The 16,009-nt window shown below is 63.9% G+C and carries 17 protein-coding genes; 11 read left to right on the forward strand and 6 right to left on the reverse strand.

Going from position 1 to position 16,009, the window contains the following annotated elements:
- Window positions 1-95 precede the first annotated feature (95 nt).
- Genes hemP through AC1D1B_RS22080 form a run of 5 tightly spaced genes read left to right on the forward strand, consistent with a single transcriptional unit; the run spans window position 96 to window position 4,197 of the window.
- Window positions 96-302: a hemin uptake protein HemP gene (gene hemP, locus AC1D1B_RS22060; protein ID WP_023673860.1), complete on the forward strand. Its 207-nt coding sequence runs from the start codon at window positions 96-98 to the stop codon at window positions 300-302.
- A gap of 32 nt (window positions 303-334) precedes the next feature.
- The gene (locus AC1D1B_RS22065; RefSeq protein WP_477334510.1) at window positions 335-1,393 is read left to right on the forward strand and encodes a hemin-degrading factor; all 1,059 of its coding nucleotides are present in this window, start codon (window positions 335-337) and stop codon (window positions 1,391-1,393) included.
- Window positions 1,394-1,403: 10 nt separating this feature from the next.
- On the forward strand, window positions 1,404-2,285 hold the full coding sequence (locus AC1D1B_RS22070; protein ID WP_477334511.1) for a heme/hemin ABC transporter substrate-binding protein: 882 nt from the start codon (window positions 1,404-1,406) through the stop codon (window positions 2,283-2,285).
- 4 nt (window positions 2,286-2,289) lie between these two features.
- Complete coding sequence (locus tag AC1D1B_RS22075) at window positions 2,290-3,387, forward strand: FecCD family ABC transporter permease (protein WP_477334512.1); 1,098 nt, start codon at window positions 2,290-2,292, stop codon at window positions 3,385-3,387.
- 21 nt (window positions 3,388-3,408) lie between these two features.
- Window positions 3,409-4,197: a heme ABC transporter ATP-binding protein gene (locus AC1D1B_RS22080; protein WP_477334513.1), complete on the forward strand. Its 789-nt coding sequence runs from the start codon at window positions 3,409-3,411 to the stop codon at window positions 4,195-4,197.
- A gap of 4 nt (window positions 4,198-4,201) precedes the next feature.
- Here the strand turns inward: AC1D1B_RS22080 and rirA are convergent, their stop codons facing one another.
- Complete coding sequence (rirA, locus tag AC1D1B_RS22085) at window positions 4,202-4,663, reverse strand: iron-responsive transcriptional regulator RirA (RefSeq protein WP_142865126.1); 462 nt, start codon at window positions 4,661-4,663, stop codon at window positions 4,202-4,204.
- A 291-nt stretch (window positions 4,664-4,954) separates the two neighbouring features.
- On the opposite strand from rirA, the gene AC1D1B_RS22090 reads away from it, so the two are divergent.
- The 3 genes from AC1D1B_RS22090 to AC1D1B_RS22100 all read left to right on the forward strand — a co-directional run bounded on the left by AC1D1B_RS22090 (window position 4,955) and on the right by AC1D1B_RS22100 (window position 7,452).
- Window positions 4,955-6,250, forward strand: a complete 1,296-nt coding sequence (locus AC1D1B_RS22090) for a DUF445 domain-containing protein (protein ID WP_477334514.1) — start codon at window positions 4,955-4,957, stop codon at window positions 6,248-6,250.
- 111 nt (window positions 6,251-6,361) lie between these two features.
- Window positions 6,362-6,784, forward strand: coding sequence for a phasin family protein (locus AC1D1B_RS22095; RefSeq protein ID WP_477334515.1), 423 nt, complete (start codon window positions 6,362-6,364; stop codon window positions 6,782-6,784).
- A 170-nt stretch (window positions 6,785-6,954) separates the two neighbouring features.
- Window positions 6,955-7,452 (forward strand): MaoC family dehydratase, encoded by a 498-nt coding sequence (locus AC1D1B_RS22100; protein ID WP_477334516.1) that lies wholly within the window; start codon window positions 6,955-6,957, stop codon window positions 7,450-7,452.
- A gap of 15 nt (window positions 7,453-7,467) precedes the next feature.
- On the opposite strand, the gene AC1D1B_RS22105 is transcribed toward AC1D1B_RS22100, so the two are convergent.
- Window positions 7,468-8,928, reverse strand: coding sequence for an MFS transporter (locus tag AC1D1B_RS22105; RefSeq protein WP_477334517.1), 1,461 nt, complete (start codon window positions 8,926-8,928; stop codon window positions 7,468-7,470).
- A gap of 129 nt (window positions 8,929-9,057) precedes the next feature.
- Between AC1D1B_RS22105 and AC1D1B_RS22110 the strand changes: the two genes are divergently transcribed.
- The gene (locus AC1D1B_RS22110; RefSeq protein ID WP_477334518.1) at window positions 9,058-9,987 is read left to right on the forward strand and encodes a LysR family transcriptional regulator; all 930 of its coding nucleotides are present in this window, start codon (window positions 9,058-9,060) and stop codon (window positions 9,985-9,987) included.
- Here the strand turns inward: AC1D1B_RS22110 and AC1D1B_RS22115 are convergent.
- A complete protein-coding gene (locus tag AC1D1B_RS22115; RefSeq protein WP_477334519.1) occupies window positions 9,956-11,374 on the reverse strand; it encodes an aminotransferase-like domain-containing protein in 1,419 nt (472 codons plus the stop codon). The genes AC1D1B_RS22110 and AC1D1B_RS22115 overlap by 32 nt on opposite strands.
- A 106-nt stretch (window positions 11,375-11,480) precedes the next feature.
- Between AC1D1B_RS22115 and AC1D1B_RS22120 the strand changes: the two genes are divergently transcribed.
- Window positions 11,481-12,344: a DMT family transporter gene (locus AC1D1B_RS22120; protein WP_477334520.1), complete on the forward strand. Its 864-nt coding sequence runs from the start codon at window positions 11,481-11,483 to the stop codon at window positions 12,342-12,344.
- Between the two features lie 27 nt (window positions 12,345-12,371).
- Here AC1D1B_RS22120 and AC1D1B_RS22125 read toward each other — a convergent pair whose 3' ends face one another.
- From AC1D1B_RS22125 to AC1D1B_RS22135, 3 genes are read right to left on the reverse strand one after another with little or no spacing between them, the layout of a single operon-like run.
- On the reverse strand, window positions 12,372-13,412 hold the full coding sequence (locus AC1D1B_RS22125) for a zinc-dependent alcohol dehydrogenase family protein (protein WP_477334521.1): 1,041 nt from the start codon (window positions 13,410-13,412) through the stop codon (window positions 12,372-12,374).
- 36 nt (window positions 13,413-13,448) lie between these two features.
- On the reverse strand, window positions 13,449-14,099 hold the full coding sequence (gene maiA / locus AC1D1B_RS22130; RefSeq protein WP_477334522.1) for a maleylacetoacetate isomerase: 651 nt from the start codon (window positions 14,097-14,099) through the stop codon (window positions 13,449-13,451).
- 7 nt (window positions 14,100-14,106) lie between these two features.
- Window positions 14,107-14,802 (reverse strand): fumarylacetoacetate hydrolase family protein, encoded by a 696-nt coding sequence (locus tag AC1D1B_RS22135; RefSeq protein WP_477334523.1) that lies wholly within the window; start codon window positions 14,800-14,802, stop codon window positions 14,107-14,109.
- A 177-nt stretch (window positions 14,803-14,979) separates the two neighbouring features.
- Here AC1D1B_RS22135 and AC1D1B_RS22140 point away from each other — a divergent pair, with 177 nt between their 5' ends.
- Window positions 14,980-15,663 carry a response regulator gene (locus tag AC1D1B_RS22140; protein ID WP_023672627.1) on the forward strand — a complete coding sequence of 228 codons (684 nt, stop codon included), beginning with the start codon at window positions 14,980-14,982 and terminating at the stop codon, window positions 15,661-15,663.
- Window positions 15,664-16,009 lie beyond the last annotated feature (346 nt).

The following is a 16,009-nucleotide window of genomic DNA, read 5'->3' on the forward strand; positions in this document are numbered from 1 at the left end:
ACTGACTATTAAACATGATTATTCAAGTCAAGAAATGAATCGGCATTTTTGCAACGCCTAGCCAGACGCCCGGCACAGGAAAGGGATAGACAGAAATGAACACCCACAATCCCAATGACTTCCGTTACCGCGTCCGCCGTTCCGAGGAGACGCCGACCCGTTTCGACCGGGTGCCGCTGGCGGTGAGGACGCTGTCCTCCAACACGCTGTTCCAGGGCGAGCATGAGATTGGCATCGAGCACCATGGTGCGCTCTATCGGCTGAAGATCACCCGCCAGGGCAAGCTGATCCTCAACAAGTGACGAACCAGACAGGGCAGACAGGTAAGCAGGACATGGACCAGCGCGTAAAACCGGCCCCGCATGAAATCCGGCGGGCGCGGGCAGACAATCCGAAAGCGCGCGAGCGCGACCTTGCCGCCGAGCTCGGTATTTCCGAAGCCGAACTGGTCGCCGCGCATTGCGGCGACGGCGTCATGCGCGTCGAGCCGCGGGTCAACGATCTTCTGACCGGCCTCGACGCCGTCGGCGAGGTGATGGCGCTGACCCGCAACGAAAGCGCGGTGCACGAGAAGATCGGCGTCTACGACAAGGTCGTGCCCGGCGCGCACAATGCCATGGTGCTGGGCGAAAACATCGACCTGCGCATCTTTCCGAAAGTCTGGGCGCATGGCTTTGCCGTCGAAAAGCGCGACGGCGGCGACATCCGCCGCAGCCTGCAATTCTTCGATGCGGCTGGCGATGCGGTGCACAAGGTGCATTTGCGGCCGGCGTCCAATCTCTACGCCTACCAGAAGCTGGTGGCGGCCCTCGAATCATCGAACCAGGAGTCGACCGTTTCTGTCGCCGGCGTGGCCGAGGACGATGCTGAAACGCCGGGCGTTGCCGCAAACATTGACGATCTGCGCGACCGCTGGAGCCGGCTGACCGATGTGCATCAGTTCTTCGGCATGCTGAAAGCCCTGAAGCTCAGCCGCCGCCAGGCCGTGAGCATGGTCGGCCAGGATTATGCCTGGCTGCTCGACAATGATGCCGTCAGCGCCATGTTCCACCATGCTGCCGCCGATGGAATGCCGATCATGTGTTTCGTCGGAAACCGCGGCTGCATCCAGATCCATTCCGGCCCGGTCAAATCGATCAAGCCGATGGGTCCGTGGATCAACGTGCTGGACGAGACCTTCCACCTGCATTTGCGCACCGATCACATCCACGAGGTCTGGGCCGTGCGCAAGCCGACCAAGGACGGTCATGTCACGTCGCTCGAAGCCTATGGCGCCGACGGCAAGATGATCATCCAGTTCTTCGGCAAGCGCCATGAAGGCGGGGGCGAGCGCGACGACTGGCGGTTCCTCGCCGAAAACCTGCCGCGCATTCCAAGCCCGACCGCAGCCTGAGGAAACGACGATGATTTCACTGTTCAGGACGCTTGCAGCGGCCATGGGCCTGTCGCTGTTTCTTGCGGCGCCGGCGCCGGCCAGCGAAAACGTGGCCGTGTTTGCCGACACGTCGCGGATCGCGGCGATCGGCGGCTCGATCACCGAGATCGTCTATGCGCTCGGCGAAGAGGGCCACCTCGTCGCCCGCGATTCGACCAGCCGCTACCCCGCAGCAGCGGTCGCACTGCCCGATGTCGGCTATATGCGCCAGCTGTCGCCGGAAGGTGTCTTGTCGGTCAACCCGTCGGGCATTCTGGCGCTGCATGGCAGCGGCCCGAAGGAAGCGGTCGATGTGCTGAAAAAGTCGAGCGTTCCGTTCATCGATGTGCCCGAGCACTACAGCCATGACGGCATCCTGGAAAAGATCCGCATCGTCGGCAAGGCGCTCGGCGTCGACGCCAAGGCCGAGAAGCTTGTGGCCGAGACCGATGCCAAGCTGAAGGCGGCCGAGAAGCAGACGGCGTCGATCAAGGAGCGCAAGCGCATCCTGTTTGTGCTGTCGATCCAGGGCGGCAAGATCCTGGCCGCCGGCAGCGACACGGCCGGCGACGGCATCATCAAGCTCGCCGGTGCGGTCAACGCGGTCGAGGGTTTTTCCGGCTACAAGCCGATGTCCGACGAGGCCATCGTCACCGCCAGGCCGGATGTGATCCTGGCGATGAAGAATGCCGGCCCGCCGATTGCGGAGGCCGAGCTGTTCGCTATCCCGTCGATCACCTCGACGCCGGCCGGCGAAGGCCGCAAACTGATCCTGATGGATGGCAGCTACCTCCTCGGCTTCGGGCCGCGCACGGCCAACGCCATCCACGATCTCGCCGTCTCGCTCTATGGCAGCCAGGTCACGGACTGAGCCGATGGTGGATCAGTCGATCACCGGCGCGGCGGGCAAAGTGGCGGCCGAAGGCGATCGTTCGGGGCGTGCGCGCCTGGTTATTTTGCTTCTGTGCGTGGTGCTTGCGCTTTCCATGTTCCTGTCATTAACGTCGGGCGCCTCCGATGCATCGGCCGTCGGTGTCATTCGTAATTGGCTGACCGGCGCCGTGCCTAGAGATACCGCACTTGGCGCCCGCGACCGGCTGATCGTCTACGACATCCGCATGCCGCGCGTCCTGCTCGGTGTGCTGATAGGCGCGGCGCTGGCCGTATCCGGCGCGGTGATGCAGGGCCTGTTTCGCAACCCGCTCGCCGATCCCGGCCTGATCGGCGTTTCCGCCGGATCGAGCCTCGGCGCAGTTGCCGTCATCGTGCTCGGCACGACATGGCTGGCGCCGCTCACTTTGGCGCTCGGCAGTTTGGCCTTGCCGCTCGCCGCCTTTTGCGGCGGCCTTGCGGTGACGCTGGTGCTCTACCGCGTCGCCACGCGGCAGGGGCGCACCTCGGTCGCCACCATGCTGCTTGCCGGCATTGCACTGGCCGCCCTTGCCATGGCGCTCACCGGCATCCTGATCTTCATGGCCGATGACCGACAATTGCGCGACCTGACCTTTTGGCAGCTGGGCTCGCTCGGCGGCGCCACCTGGCCGAAGATCGCTTCCGTCGGCCCGATCATCGTTTTGGCGCTGGCGGCAATGCCGTTCATGGCTCGCGGGCTCAATGCGCTGGCGCTGGGTGAGGCGACCGCCGGCCATCTCGGCATTCCGGTGCAGCGGCTGAAATACACCGCCATCGTCGGCGTCTCCGCGGCGGTCGGCGCCTCGGTCGCGGTCAGCGGCGGCATCGGCTTCGTCGGCATCGTCGTGCCGCATCTGCTGCGGCTGCTGATCGGTCCGGACAATCGCTATCTCTTACCAGCATCGGCGCTGCTCGGCGCCTCGATGCTGCTTCTGGCCGATGCTGTCGCCCGCGTCATCGTGGCGCCAGCCGAACTGCCGATCGGCATCGTCACCGCGATCGCCGGCGCGCCGTTCTTCCTCTGGATCCTGCTGCGCAAGCGCGGCGTAGTCGACTTGTGATTTGAAACCTGTGAGGCGGGCATGATCGAAGCACGCGATGTCTCGGTGGCGATCGGCGGCAAGCGTATTGTCGCCAATGTCGATTTTGCCGCGCGGCCAGGCGAAATCGCCGCCATTGTCGGGCCCAACGGCTCGGGTAAGACGACCTTTCTCAAGGCCTTGTCGGGCGATCTGTCGTTTACGGGAACGGTTGCCGTCAACGGCCGCGACCTCTCCGCGATGAAGCCGGTGGAGGCCGCGACAGCGCGCGCCGTGCTGCCACAGGCGACGACGCTGTCCTTTCCCTTCACTGTGCGCGAGGTGGTCAGGCTCGGCCTTGTCGGCGGCCGTTCCGGCGTGCTGCCGGGCGAAGACGAGAGGCTGCCCGAGCGAGCGCTGGCGCGCGTCGACCTCGACGGCTTTGCCGGCCGTTTCTATCAGGAGCTTTCGGGCGGCGAACAACAGCGCGTGCAACTGGCGCGGGTGCTGTGCCAGGTCTGGGCGCCGGTGCTCGACGGCAAGCCGCGCTATCTGTTCCTCGACGAGCCCGTTTCCAGCCTCGACATCAAGCACCAGCTGATCATCATGAACATCGCCCGAGATTTCGCCCGGCGCGGCGGCGGCGTGATCGCCATCCTGCACGACCTCAACCTGACGGCCATGTATGCCGACCGGATTTTCGTCATGCATCGCGGCCGGCTCGCCGCCAACGGCTCACCGCAAGAGGTGCTGAGCGACGATCTGATCGAAAAGGTCTTTGACTGCCGGCTCAAGGTCGGCGCATTGCCGACCGGAAACGTGCCCTTTGTGCTACCGCAGTCGGCCGCGTAAAAGCCTAGGCCGCCGGCGCGCGGCGTTCCAGCATGTCGATGCCGAGCAAATGGCGGACATTCGGGCGCGCTGCCACCATATCGGCAATCGTGTAGCGGGAGAGCACGGCAAAAAAGGCGTTCAGCGCCTCGCGCAGCGCCGAGTTGAGCGCACAGCTGTCGACCAGCGGACATTCGGCGGCGTCGTTCTCGAAGCATTCGGCCATGGCGAAGCTCTCTTCGGTCACCCGCACGACATCGAACAGGTTGATCTGCTCGGCGGGACGGCCAAGTCTGACGCCGCCATTCCTGCCGCGCACCGTCTCGACCAGACCATGCTCGACCAGCGGCTGCAGGATCTTGAACAGGAAAAGTTCCGACACCGAATAAGCGGCCGCGATCTCCGGGATGCGGCTCAGCCGTTCGGTGTTGGCCGCGCAATACATCAGGATGCGCATGGCGTAGTTGGTCTGGCGCGTTAACCGCATTTCATTCCTCACCCAAGTGCTGGCGCGTTGCAACCGCACCAGATTTTAGATTCGTGCCGGCGCGGCTCCTCATCTGGAACTTCGGATTCGCCCGCACTGGCCTGGCCGGAATATGGCCTATACCTTGGAACAATTCCAGACTGGGATTGCATGATAGATGAATATTCTTGTCAACTTTGCGTGCGAAATCGGCAAGTCCCGGGCGAAATCGGCCTATCCGATCATGCCACGGGCCGAAACACTCCCTAAATAGCCCAGACCAGATAGAGATCGACCAGGAGCGCCTCATCCATGTCTCAATCGGTTTCGTCCGTGGCGCCCTCGGCTTTTGACAGCGAGGCGGGTGCCAAGCTTTCGGCGCTGCGTCGGACAAAGTTGCTCGCCACGGCTGCGCTGGTGCTTTGCGTCGTGGTCTTTGCCATGGCCAAGTCGTTTGAGAGCACCTATCCGTGGCTTGGTTTCGTGGCGGCCTTCGCCGAGGCGGCGACGATCGGCGGGCTGGCCGACTGGTATGCGGTGGTGGCGCTGTTCAAGCGACCGCTCGGCCTGCCGATCCCGCACACCGCGATCATCCCGGCGAACCAGAACCGCATCGCCGACAATCTCGGCCGCTTCATCGAGGTCAATTTCCTGGCGCCAGAGCCGGTGCGCGAAAAGCTCGCCGATGTCGATTTTGCGGCGCTCGTCGCCGACTGGCTGGCCGACGCCGAGCGCGCCGCCGGCCTGTCGCGCTTCGTCGTGCGGCTGGTGCCGCAGACGCTTGCGGCAATCGAGCAATCCGGCCTGCGCGGCTTCGTCACCAGCCGCATGCTGGAGCAGATCGACAAGGTGCCGCTGGCGCCGCTGGCGGCCGAGCTGCTGTCGGCGCTGACCGACGACCGTCGCCACCAGAAACTGTTCGACGAGTTTACCCGCGTGATCGGCCGCTTCCTCAACGACGAGGAAGCGCTGGCGACCATGCGCGAAAAAATCCGCGAGGAATTGCCGTCGCTGTTCAACCTGTTCCGCGCCGACGCGTATCTGTTGAAGAAAATCGTCGCTTCCGCCGGCTCGCTGCTCGATGAGGTCCGGGCCGATCCCGATCACCCGATGCGCGCCGAATTCGACCGTTTCGCGCATAGCTTCATCGAGCGGCTCAGGACCTCGAAGCAATACGCCAAGCGGGCCGAGAAGCTGAAGCGCGATTTCCTGGCGCGGCCGGAGGTCAAGGCGCTGGCCGGTGACATGTGGCAGAGCCTCAGCGTGTTCATCGAACAGGACGCCAGGGCGGAGAATTCGATCGTTCGCGAGCATCTCGCCAACATGTTCGTCGAGGTCGGCCGCCATCTCGCCGGCGATCCGCAGATCAGGGCCGACATGAACCAAGGCTTTGTCGTGGCGCTTAGCTCGTTCGTGGAGAGTCAGAAGAGCGGCGTGTCGACGTTCATCGCCGACCAGGTCAAGCGCTGGGACCTTGCCCAGCTGACCAGGCTGATCGAGATGAACATCGGCAGGGACCTGCAATATATCCGCTTCAACGGCATGATCATCGGTGGCCTTGCCGGCGTCGCGCTCTACTTGGGCGAGCGGCTGCTGCTTACCGGCTGACGCTGCATTCGCGACTAAATTGCGTTGCGGAGCGAATGGACACGCGGCGCGCGAGTGCTATTGTCCAGCCTAGGGTTCAGCATTTGCAGTAAACTGGGGAGCAAACGAGCAATGGCCAAACAACCCGACTCCGATTCGTTCATGGATATGTTCAGCAAGTTCGGCCGTGACCTGAAGGTGCCGAATGTCGAGGCGATCCTTGCGCATCACCGCAAGAACCTCGAGGCGTTGGAAAAATCGGCGCGGGCGGGAGCTGCCGGCGCGACATCGCTTCTGTCCAGGCAGCGCGAGATGCTGCAGGACACGCTGCGTGAAGTCAGCGACATGGCGCAGAGCTACAAGGCTCCGGGCAATCCGCAGGAACTGATGTCCAAGCAGGCCGAGTTCGCCAAGAAATCCTTCGAAGCCGCCCTGAAAAATGCCAGCGAAGTGGCCGAGTTGGTCAAGAAATCCGGCACCGAATCCGTCGAAATCCTGCGCGAGCGCATCAAGGAAGCGATGGAGGAAATCCGCTCCGGCTATGACAAGAAGTGATTCTTAAGCGCAGCCTGCCGGCTGCGGCTGCGACGGGCCGCTTGCGGCGCATGACCGTGGACGAGGGGCGCCGTTTGGCCGAAAATGCTGGAACAGAATCGCAACAGGCGAATTGACAGAGGCTGTCGGTTCGTGGTCCGAGGCATTTTGGAGCCATCGGGAAAGCAGGAATGACGGAAATACGGCCGAAGACGCCGCCGACCTTCGAGCAGCTGAAGGCGATGGCCGGGCAGGAGCTCGGCGTGTCGGAATGGACGACCGTCGACCAGAACCGCATCAACCAGTTTGCCGAATGCACGGGCGACCATCAGTGGATTCATGTCGATCCGGAGCGCGCGAAGCGGCAGAGCCCGTTTCGCACCACGATTGCGCATGGCTATCTCACGCTGTCGATCATCGGCGCCTTGGCGCTCGATCTGGGCATCGTGCCCGAAAACACCCAAGCCGCCTTCAACTACGGCTTCGACAAGGTGCGTTTCCTGGCGCCGGTCAGGGTGGGCGCACGCATCAGGCTGCGCACCACGCTGTTGTCGGTGGAAGACAGGGGGCCGGGCCAGTATCTGATGAAGGCCGCCAACACGGTCGAGATCGAGGGCGAGCAGAGGCCGGCCCTGACTGCCGAAACGCTGGTCATGCTCTATGAGCGCCGCAAGCGGGCAGGCGCGTAAACTCCCTACCTTAGATCATGATGACTGTTGCCGCGACGATGACCGACCGTCAGCGCGGGCCGAGAGCAGAGCCAGCAACAGTGCAGCCACTGCCAGAACCGTCGCTGCCTGAAAGGTCACGTGCATTCCGTGGGCGGCTGCCACTGATGGCAGTACATCCTGACTTTCCTGTCCTCCCGCCGAAGCGGCCGCAAAGATGGCGCCCATCAGCGATGCCCCGGTGATCAGGCCGAGATTGCGCGACAGATTGAGCAAGCCGGACACGACGCCGCGCTCACCGGCGCCGACTCCGGTCATGACCGCCGCATTGTTGGATGTCTGGAACAGCGCGTAGCCGAAGCAGGTGACGGTGATTGGCACGACATAGCTGGCGATGCCGAGTTCTGTCATGGCGAGCGACAAAAGCAAGGTGCCGGTGGCAAGGCCGAACAGTCCGGCTATCATCATCCTGTGCGTGCCGAAGTGATCGGTGAAGCGTCCTGCAATCAGCGCCGAGAGTGCCGAGACCAGCGGACCTGTCGATAGCACCAAGCCAACCATCGCGGCATTGAGCCCAAGCCCGCGCGACAGATAGAACGGCGCGACGACAAGGGTCGCCATCATGACGGTGGCGACGGCGAGGCTCATGGCCAGGCTGGCGCTGAGCCGGAAGTCGTACAACCGGGCAAGCCGGATCAAGGGATTTTTCGTCCTCTTCTGCGCAACGCCAAACAGAACGATGCCGATGCCGGCGGCGATCAGCAGGCCGATGTTGAGGGCGCCGAAATGGCCGCGGCCGAGCGTCATGGCCAGCGCGTAGGCGGCGAGCGTCAAGGCGAGCAGGGCAGTGCCGACCGCGTCGAACCTGCCTTGAGTTGTCGCCGCAGACGTGCCGCGGGCGGGCAGGGCCAGCCAGGCGAGCGCAAAGGTCACGATGCCGAGCGGGACATTGACGAGGAAGATCGCCCGCCAGCCGAAGCCGGCGATGAGAAAGCCGCCAAGCGAGGGGCCGAGCGTCGTGCCGATCGCCGACATGGCGCCGAGCAGGCCCATGGCGCTGCCGGTTCTCTCCTTGGCCACGGTCTCCGCGACAAAGGCCAGCGTTAGCGCCATCATCAGTGCCGCCCCGAGCCCTTGCACGGCGCGCGCCGCGATCAGCAGCCACAGCGTCGGCGCCAGCCCGCAGAGCACCGAAGCCAGTGTGAACAACGCGATGCCGCCGAGCAGCAAAGGCCGGCGGCCGAACATGTCAGCCAGCCGTCCAGCGCTGACGATCAGGGCGGTGATGGCCAGCAGATAGGCGAGAACCACCCATTGCACCGACTGGAACGACGCGCCGAAGGCCTGCATCAGCGACGGCAGCCCGACGCTGGCAATGCTGGTTCCGAGCGACGACAGCAGCGTGGCGAACGACAGGCTTGCCAATGCCAGGACAGCGGACTGGGCCTGTCGTGGCGCTGATGCGCGTTGGTTTCCAGTCTGCTCAGCAATTGCCATAGTGATCTCCTTCTTCCTGGTCCGGGAAACGGACCTGTCGGAGATCTAATTTCTAAAGTGGCATAGCGGAAGGCGCAGCATTTGCATCTTATTCATGCATGAAACGCCATGCCATGTTATAGCTAGACAATGACATCGCCCGATCTCAATCTGCTGTTCGCGCTCGACGTTCTGCTCGCCGAAGGCAGCGTGGCGCGCGCCGCCAGTCGGCTGCGGCTCAGCCCGTCGGCGATGAGCCGGACGTTGGCGCGGCTGCGCCAGGCGACCGGCGATCCGTTGCTGGTTCGTGCCGGCCGTGGCCTGGTTCCGACCCCGCGCGCGCAGGAATTGCGGCAGCACACCGGCCGCGTCGTCCAGGAGGCGGAGGTGTTGCTGCGCCCTGCCAGGCTTCTCGATCTCGCGAAGCTGGACCAGATTTTCACGCTGCGCACCAATGAAGGCTTCGTCGAGGAATTTGGACCGCGTCTCGTCGCCCGTGTCGGAGCCGAGGCACCTGGCGTGCGGCTGCGCTTTGCGCCCAAATCCGGCAAGGATGCGATGGCGCTGCGTGACGCGGCGATCGACCTGGAAATCGGCGTTGCCGGTGAGACGGGACCGGAGGTCCGCATCCAGGCGCTGTTTCGCGACCACTTCGTTGGCGCCGTGCGAGCGGGCCATCCCCTAAGCGAAGGCGCGGTAACGACGGAACGCTATGCGGCCGGCCGCCACATCAGCGTTTCCAGGCGTGGTCGCGAGCGAGGGCCGATCGACGAGGCGTTGAGCGGGTTCGGCCTGCAGCGGACGGTCGTGTGTATGGTTTCCGGCTTCTCGGCCGCCCTTGCCATGGCACGTGCCTCCGATCTGATCGCCAGCGTGCCGGAACGGCATACGCAAGGCGCACGCGCCGGCATGGTCAGCTTTCCGCTGCCGGTCGCCACCGTCGAGGTCACCATCTCGATGCTGTGGCATCCACGGCTTGACGCCGAACCGGCGCAACGCTGGCTGCGCGATTGCGTGCGCGAGGTCTGTGCGGCCTCTCGCTCAGAGATCAACGCGCCATCGCGGTCTCAAGTACCCTGAAAATCCGCTCGTCTCCGCACTGGGCAACGTTGAAGCGCAGGAAGCGGCTGGCAGTTCCCGACAGGCTGAATGCGTTGCCGGGCGCCAGCACAATGTTGTCGGCCAGTGCACGGCGGGCGATGTCGGCTGCATCCACACCATCGGGCAGGCTGCACCACAGGAACAGTCCGGCGGGCTGGTCGATCCAGGGCGTGATGCCGATCGCTTTCAGGCGCGCGCTCGTCTCGCCCATGGCGCGGGAAAGCCGCGCCCGCAGCAGATCCATGTGCTTGCGGTAGCTGCCGTCCTTGAGCAGCGCCAGCACCAGTTCGGCCGCCAGCCGGCCGCCGCCGAAGGTGGTGGCGATCTTGAGGTCGGTGAGCTGCTCGATCCAGCCGCGCGGTGCGGCGATGAAGCCGCAACGCACCGAGGCCGACAGCGTCTTGGAGAAGCTGCCGATATGGACGACGCGGTTGAGGCCATCGAACGCCGCCAGCCGGGGCGCGGGCGTATGTTCGAAGTCGGCAAAGATGTCGTCCTCGACGATGGTCAGGTCCGACTGGTCGGCGAGTTTCAGCAGCCGATGCGCGGTGACCGGCGACAGGATCGCGCCGGTCGGGTTGTGAATGGCGGAATTGGTGATGTAGAGGCGTGGCTTGTGCTCGGCCAGCGCCTGCGCGAACAACTCGATGTCCGGTCCCGATGGCGTGTAGGGAACGCTGACCACCTTGGCGCGGTGGGCGCGCAGCAGCGCGTGAAAATTGAAGTAGCAGGGGTCGTCGACCAGTACGGTGTCGCCGGGTTCGATGAGGAACCGGCACAGGAGATCGATGGCCTGTGTGCCCGATTCCGTCAGCATGATCTGTTCGGGCGAAACTTCGATGCCGTGCCCTTCCATGCGCCGCGCCAGCAATTGCCGCAGCGGCGGCAGGCCGAGCGGCGTGCCGTAATCGGCGAGGTCGACATCGTCGGCGCGCGCCACCGTGCGCAGCGCCCGGCGCAAGGCGAACTGCGGCATCCACGAGGCCGGCATCCAGCCGCAGCCAGGTTTCAGCATCTCGCCGCCGGCTTCCAGCGACTGGCGCGAGACCCATAGCGGATCGATGGCGCGGTCGAGCCGCGGGCCGATCTCGGCCAGCGACAACGGTGCCAGCGAACCGGCGGCATAGAAGCCCGAACCCGGCCGGGAGCGGATAGCGCCTTCGGCGGCAAGCCGCTCATAGGCCTCGACCACGGTGGATTTGGATACCTGCATGGCTTTGGCGAAAGCGCGGATCGAGGGCAGGCGCGCTCCCGGCGTCAGGCTGCGCGCTGCAATCCGCTGACGGATGGTCGCCATGACAGTTTCGACAAGCGTGGTAGCGACCAGCGTCTTTGCGCCGTCGGTTTCCAGAAAGAGATCAGCCATCTGTATTGCTCAATCGGCCATTACAGTTCTGCAAAATTGTACCGCATTGTCTCTGGCAATTCCATACCCTCAGGCGCGATAGAGGGCGAAAGCAATGGAGCCTGGAATGGACAAGACCGCGAGTGGCTGGGTGAACGGATTCGTCGGCGTGCTGATCTTCAGCGGTTCGCTGCCGGCGACGCGTGTGGCGGTGGCGGATTTCGATCCGACATTCCTGACCTCGGCCCGCGCGGCGATTGCCGGTCTGCTCGGGCTGGCAATGCTCGTCCTGTTCCGGCAGAAACGCCCGGAGCGTAGCGATTTCCTGTCGCTGGTGATCGTCGCCCTTGGCGTGGTTGTCGGCTTTCCTTTGCTGACGGCGCTCGCGCTGAAGCACGTCACCTCCGCCCATTCCATCATCTTCGTCGGCCTGCTGCCGCTGGCCACCGCGATCTTCGGCGTGCTGCGCGGTGGCGAGCGTCCGCGCCCGGCCTTCTGGCTGTTCTCCTGCATCGGTAGTGCGCTGGTTGCGGGCTTTGCCTTCTCCCAAGGCGTGACCGCGTCACCGGTGGGCGATGGCCTAATGCTGGCCGCCATCATCGTCTGCGGCCTGGGCTATGCGGAGGGAGCCGCTCTGTCGCGCAGGCTGGGCGGCTGGCAAGTGATCTGCTGGGCGCTGGCGATCTCATTGCCGATCATGCTGGTGCTGACGTTTGCGACGCTGCCGCCGTCCTTTGCCGCCGTCGGCTCCGGCGCCTGGATCGGTCTCGCCTATGTCTCGCTGTTCAGCATGCTGATCGGCTTCGTCTTCTGGTATCGCGGCCTCGCGCAAGGCGGCATCGCCGCCGTCGGGCAGTTGCAGTTGCTGCAGCCCTTCTTCGGCCTCGCGCTGGCGGCGACGCTGTTGCACGAGCAGGTCAGCCCGCTCATGGTCGTCGTCACCCTCGGGGTGGTGGCGTGCGTGTTCGGGGCAAAGAAGTTTGCGCGGTAGTTTTGGTGGCGGAGGGCGGCCCTGTCCCTAGAACTTCGTCACCACGCCAATGCCGATGCCTTCAAAACCGCCCATCGCCATCAGGGCGGCCGGCGCTTCGTCGAGGCTGATCTTCTTGCCGACCAGCAGTTCGGGCTTGAGCTTGCCGGTGCGGATCATCTCCATCATTGCGGGGTAGCGGTAGGCCTGCATGCCGTGGCTGCCGAGGATTTCGAGTTCGAAGGCGATCACCTTGTCCATCGGCACTTGCGGGCGGGCGTGTTCGCCCAGCATCAGGCCGACCTGCACGTGGCGGCCGCGCCGGCGCAGGTTTGCAATCGAATTGAACGATGTCGTGGGATGGCCGAGCGCGTCCATCGACATGTGCACGCCGCCATTGGTGATCTGCTTGACCGCCTTGACCACATTCGGCGTCGTGGACGCATTGATGGTCGCCACCGCGCCGATCTTTTTGGCAAACTCCAGCTTCTCGTCGGTGAGATCGATGGCGATGACATTGGCGCCCATGGAGCTGGCGATCATGATCGCCGACAGGCCGACGCCGCCGCAGCCATGCACCGCCACCCATTCGCCCGGCGTCACCCGGCCTTGGTCGACGATGGCGCGAAACGAGGTGACGAAGCGGCAGCCGAGGCTGGCGGCGGTGGCGAATTCCATCTCGTCGGGCAGGCGCACGAGATTGGTGTCGGCATGCTCGATGGCGACATATTCGGCAAAGGAGCCCCAGGCGGTGAAGCCCGGCTGCGTCTGGTGCTCGCAGACCTGGTGGTTGCCCGAATTGCATTCGAAACAGCGGCCGCAGCCGACGCAGAACGGCACGGTGACGCGTTCGCCCGCTTTCCAGCGGGTCACCCGCTTGCCGGCGGCGACGACGATGCCGGCCAGCTCGTGACCCGGCACATGCGGCAGCGTGATGCCGTCATCATGACCCATCCAGCCATGCCAGTCGCTGCGGCAGAGCCCTGTCGCCTCGACCTTGATGACGACACCATCGGCGGCCGGTTTCGGATCCGGCACGGTCTGGATCGTCGGCGCTTCGCCGAATTTTTCGAAGACGACGGCTTTCATCGGCAAGTCTCCATGCTCTGCTCCGGCAGTGTGCGCCTATTCCGCATCTATCTGATTCTCGGGCGCCGCCTTGCGGAAGGCCGGCAGCGCCATGCAGGCGGCGTGGATGCGCGATATCGTGGGGTAGGGCGTCAGGTCGACGCCGAAGCGGGCGTTGCTGGCGATCTGGGCGACGAGGCAGATGTCGGCCAATCCGGGCGCGTCGCCATGGCAGAATGTGGCCGTCTCGTCCGATGAAGCCAGAATCTTTTCAAGTGGCTGAAAGCCTTCGTTCACCCAGTGGCGGAACCAGTTGACGACGTCCTGGTCGCCGGCGCCGAACAAAGTGCGCAGCGAGGTCAGCACGCGCAGATTGTTCACCGGGTGGATGTCGCAGGCGATCATCTGCGCCAGCATTCGCACCCGTGCACGGCCGAGCGCATCCCTGGGCAGCAGCGGCGGTTCGGGATGGGTCTCGTCGAGATATTCGATGATCGCCAGCGACTGCGTCAAAAGCGTGCCGTCGCTCAGAATCAGCGCCGGCACCAGCGCTTGCGGATTGACCGCGCGGTAGGCGGGCTCCAGATGGTCGCCATGACGCAGATGATGCGGCACGTACTCGTAGGTCAGCCCCTTCATCTCCAGCGCGATGCGTGCGCGGTAGGAGGTGGACGAGCGGTAGTAGTTATGGAGGACGAGGTCGCTCATCACGTCCTCAACTGGGTTGACCGACGGTCAGTTCGATCGTGCCGATGCCGTCGACGCCGCCGGTCATCGTCTGGCCGGACGCCACCGCGCCGACGCCGGCCGGCGTGCCGGTAAAGATCAGGTCGCCCGGTTGTAGTGCAACCGACTCGCTGCAGATCGAAACGATATCGGCGATCGGCCAGATCAGCTCGGCGAGATCGCCATCCTGTTTCACCGTGCCGTCGACGGCGAGCCAGATGCGGCTCTTTTGCGGGTGGCCGGATTTTGCCGCAGGGACCAGAGGGCCGCAGGGCGCCGAACGGTCGAAGGCCTTCGACCAGTCCCAAGGCCGTGCCGCCTTCTTGGCCTCGTCCTGCAGGTCGCGGCGGGTGAGGTCGATGCCGACGCCGTAACCCCAGACATGGTCGAGCGCCTCTGCGCGTGGAATGCGGAAGCCGGCCTTGCCGATGGCCGCGACCAGCTCGATCTCGTGATGCAGGTTCTTGGTCAGCGGCGGGTAGGGGATCGTGGTGCCGCTATCGACCACCGCATCGGCCGGCTTGGTGAAGAAGAAGGGCGGGTCGCGCTCGTCATTGCCGAGTTCGCGGGCGTGGGCGGCGTAGTTGCGGCCGACGCAGAAGATGCGGCGCACCGCAAAACGGTCCGGCGAACCTTCTATGGCGACCGACGGGGTTGCGGGCAGGGGAAGGACGAACTCTGTCATGCGCGGTCTTTCTTCTTCAACTGCTGGCACATTTGACCGATTTGAACCGCCGGGCAAGGCGTGAGCGTTCGCAAAAGCCCGGCTCGGCCTCCGGCTTAAGATGGCGATAGACTATTTGCCAATAAGCTGACCATACCAGCGGGAGTATCGTGCCCAGGGAGGACTGAAACGAACCCCATGACCGCAATCAACGATCGCGCCCGATTCCTGATCATCGACGACCACCCGTTGTTTCGCGAAGCGCTGCACAGCGCCGTGCAAATGGCTTACCCGGAAGTCGACACGGTGGAGGCGCGCTCGATCGCCGAAGCGCTCGATCTGCTGGGTGGGATAAAACCGTTCGACCTGGCGCTGCTCGATCTCAACATGCCCGATGTCCATGGCTTTGACGGGCTGCTGCAGCTCAGGACCCGCCATCCGCGGCTGCCTGTGGTCGTCGTGTCGGGCTATGAGGAGCCGAAAATCATTTCCGAGGCGCTGTCCTACGGTGCTGCGGGCTTCATTCCGAAATCAGCGCGCAAGAGCGATCTCGCCGCCGCCATACGCTCGGTGATGGAAGGCGCGATCTATGTGCCCGAAACCTATGAAGGCCAGCCGCCCGACGCCGACAGCGCCGACCGCGCCGACATGGTGCAGCGTCTGGCCAAGCTTACGCCGCAGCAGCTGCGCGTGCTGCAGATGCTGCGCCAGGGGCTGCTCAACAAACAGATCGCCTATGAGCTGCAGGTCGGCGAGACCACGGTCAAGGCGCATGTCTCGGAGATCCTGCGCAAGCTCAACGTGTATAGCCGCACGCAAGCGGTGATCGAGGTGTCGAAGCTCGACAATGCGGAGCTGTTCAGGGATCAGGCGGGGTTTTGAGGGTCGGCACCGGTAGACGCCTGTAGTTTCTGATCCTATCCGAATGATATCGACGAAATGATTTCTGTCGTCTCATCTAGTTCTTTATCGACATGATCGTCTTCATCACCTGGGCCGAGGTACGTCAGGAAGGCAAAGTCGTTTCCATTCGATAAATACCAGGCATACAAGGTTTCACCCGCAGTCCTTGATGCGACACCAACACACATTATATCGCGAAATTTTCGGGTAAAAATATGCTCGATTTCTATGAAGTTGTTTTGACAAAACTCAATCATAAACGATCTGAGAACGTCGAAATCTGCGTTTGGCCTTTCCCCACTACGATATTTCGCAATAGAGAACT

This window comes from Mesorhizobium sp. P2_C5_2 (assembly GCF_056404535.1).

Excerpts from the sequence above, each read along its gene's own strand:
- hemP (WP_023673860.1), top strand. The coding sequence starts at position 96 with ATGAACACCCACAATCCCAATGACTTCCGTTACCGCGTCCGCCGTTCC.
- AC1D1B_RS22065 (WP_477334510.1), top strand. The coding sequence starts at position 335 with ATGGACCAGCGCGTAAAACCGGCCCCGCATGAAATCCGGCGGGCGCGG.
- AC1D1B_RS22070 (WP_477334511.1), top strand. The coding sequence starts at position 1,404 with ATGATTTCACTGTTCAGGACGCTTGCAGCGGCCATGGGCCTGTCGCTG.
- AC1D1B_RS22075 (WP_477334512.1), top strand. The coding sequence starts at position 2,290 with ATGGTGGATCAGTCGATCACCGGCGCGGCGGGCAAAGTGGCGGCCGAA.
- AC1D1B_RS22080 (WP_477334513.1), top strand. The coding sequence starts at position 3,409 with ATGATCGAAGCACGCGATGTCTCGGTGGCGATCGGCGGCAAGCGTATT.
- rirA (WP_142865126.1), bottom strand. The coding sequence starts at position 4,663 with ATGCGGTTAACGCGCCAGACCAACTACGCCATGCGCATCCTGATGTAT.
- AC1D1B_RS22090 (WP_477334514.1), top strand. The coding sequence starts at position 4,955 with ATGTCTCAATCGGTTTCGTCCGTGGCGCCCTCGGCTTTTGACAGCGAG.
- AC1D1B_RS22095 (WP_477334515.1), top strand. The coding sequence starts at position 6,362 with ATGGCCAAACAACCCGACTCCGATTCGTTCATGGATATGTTCAGCAAG.
- AC1D1B_RS22100 (WP_477334516.1), top strand. The coding sequence starts at position 6,955 with ATGACGGAAATACGGCCGAAGACGCCGCCGACCTTCGAGCAGCTGAAG.
- AC1D1B_RS22105 (WP_477334517.1), bottom strand. The coding sequence starts at position 8,928 with ATGGCAATTGCTGAGCAGACTGGAAACCAACGCGCATCAGCGCCACGA.
- AC1D1B_RS22110 (WP_477334518.1), top strand. The coding sequence starts at position 9,058 with ATGACATCGCCCGATCTCAATCTGCTGTTCGCGCTCGACGTTCTGCTC.
- AC1D1B_RS22115 (WP_477334519.1), bottom strand. The coding sequence starts at position 11,374 with ATGGCTGATCTCTTTCTGGAAACCGACGGCGCAAAGACGCTGGTCGCT.
- AC1D1B_RS22120 (WP_477334520.1), top strand. The coding sequence starts at position 11,481 with ATGGACAAGACCGCGAGTGGCTGGGTGAACGGATTCGTCGGCGTGCTG.
- AC1D1B_RS22125 (WP_477334521.1), bottom strand. The coding sequence starts at position 13,412 with ATGAAAGCCGTCGTCTTCGAAAAATTCGGCGAAGCGCCGACGATCCAG.
- maiA (WP_477334522.1), bottom strand. The coding sequence starts at position 14,099 with ATGAGCGACCTCGTCCTCCATAACTACTACCGCTCGTCCACCTCCTAC.
- AC1D1B_RS22135 (WP_477334523.1), bottom strand. The coding sequence starts at position 14,802 with ATGACAGAGTTCGTCCTTCCCCTGCCCGCAACCCCGTCGGTCGCCATA.
- AC1D1B_RS22140 (WP_023672627.1), top strand. The coding sequence starts at position 14,980 with ATGACCGCAATCAACGATCGCGCCCGATTCCTGATCATCGACGACCAC.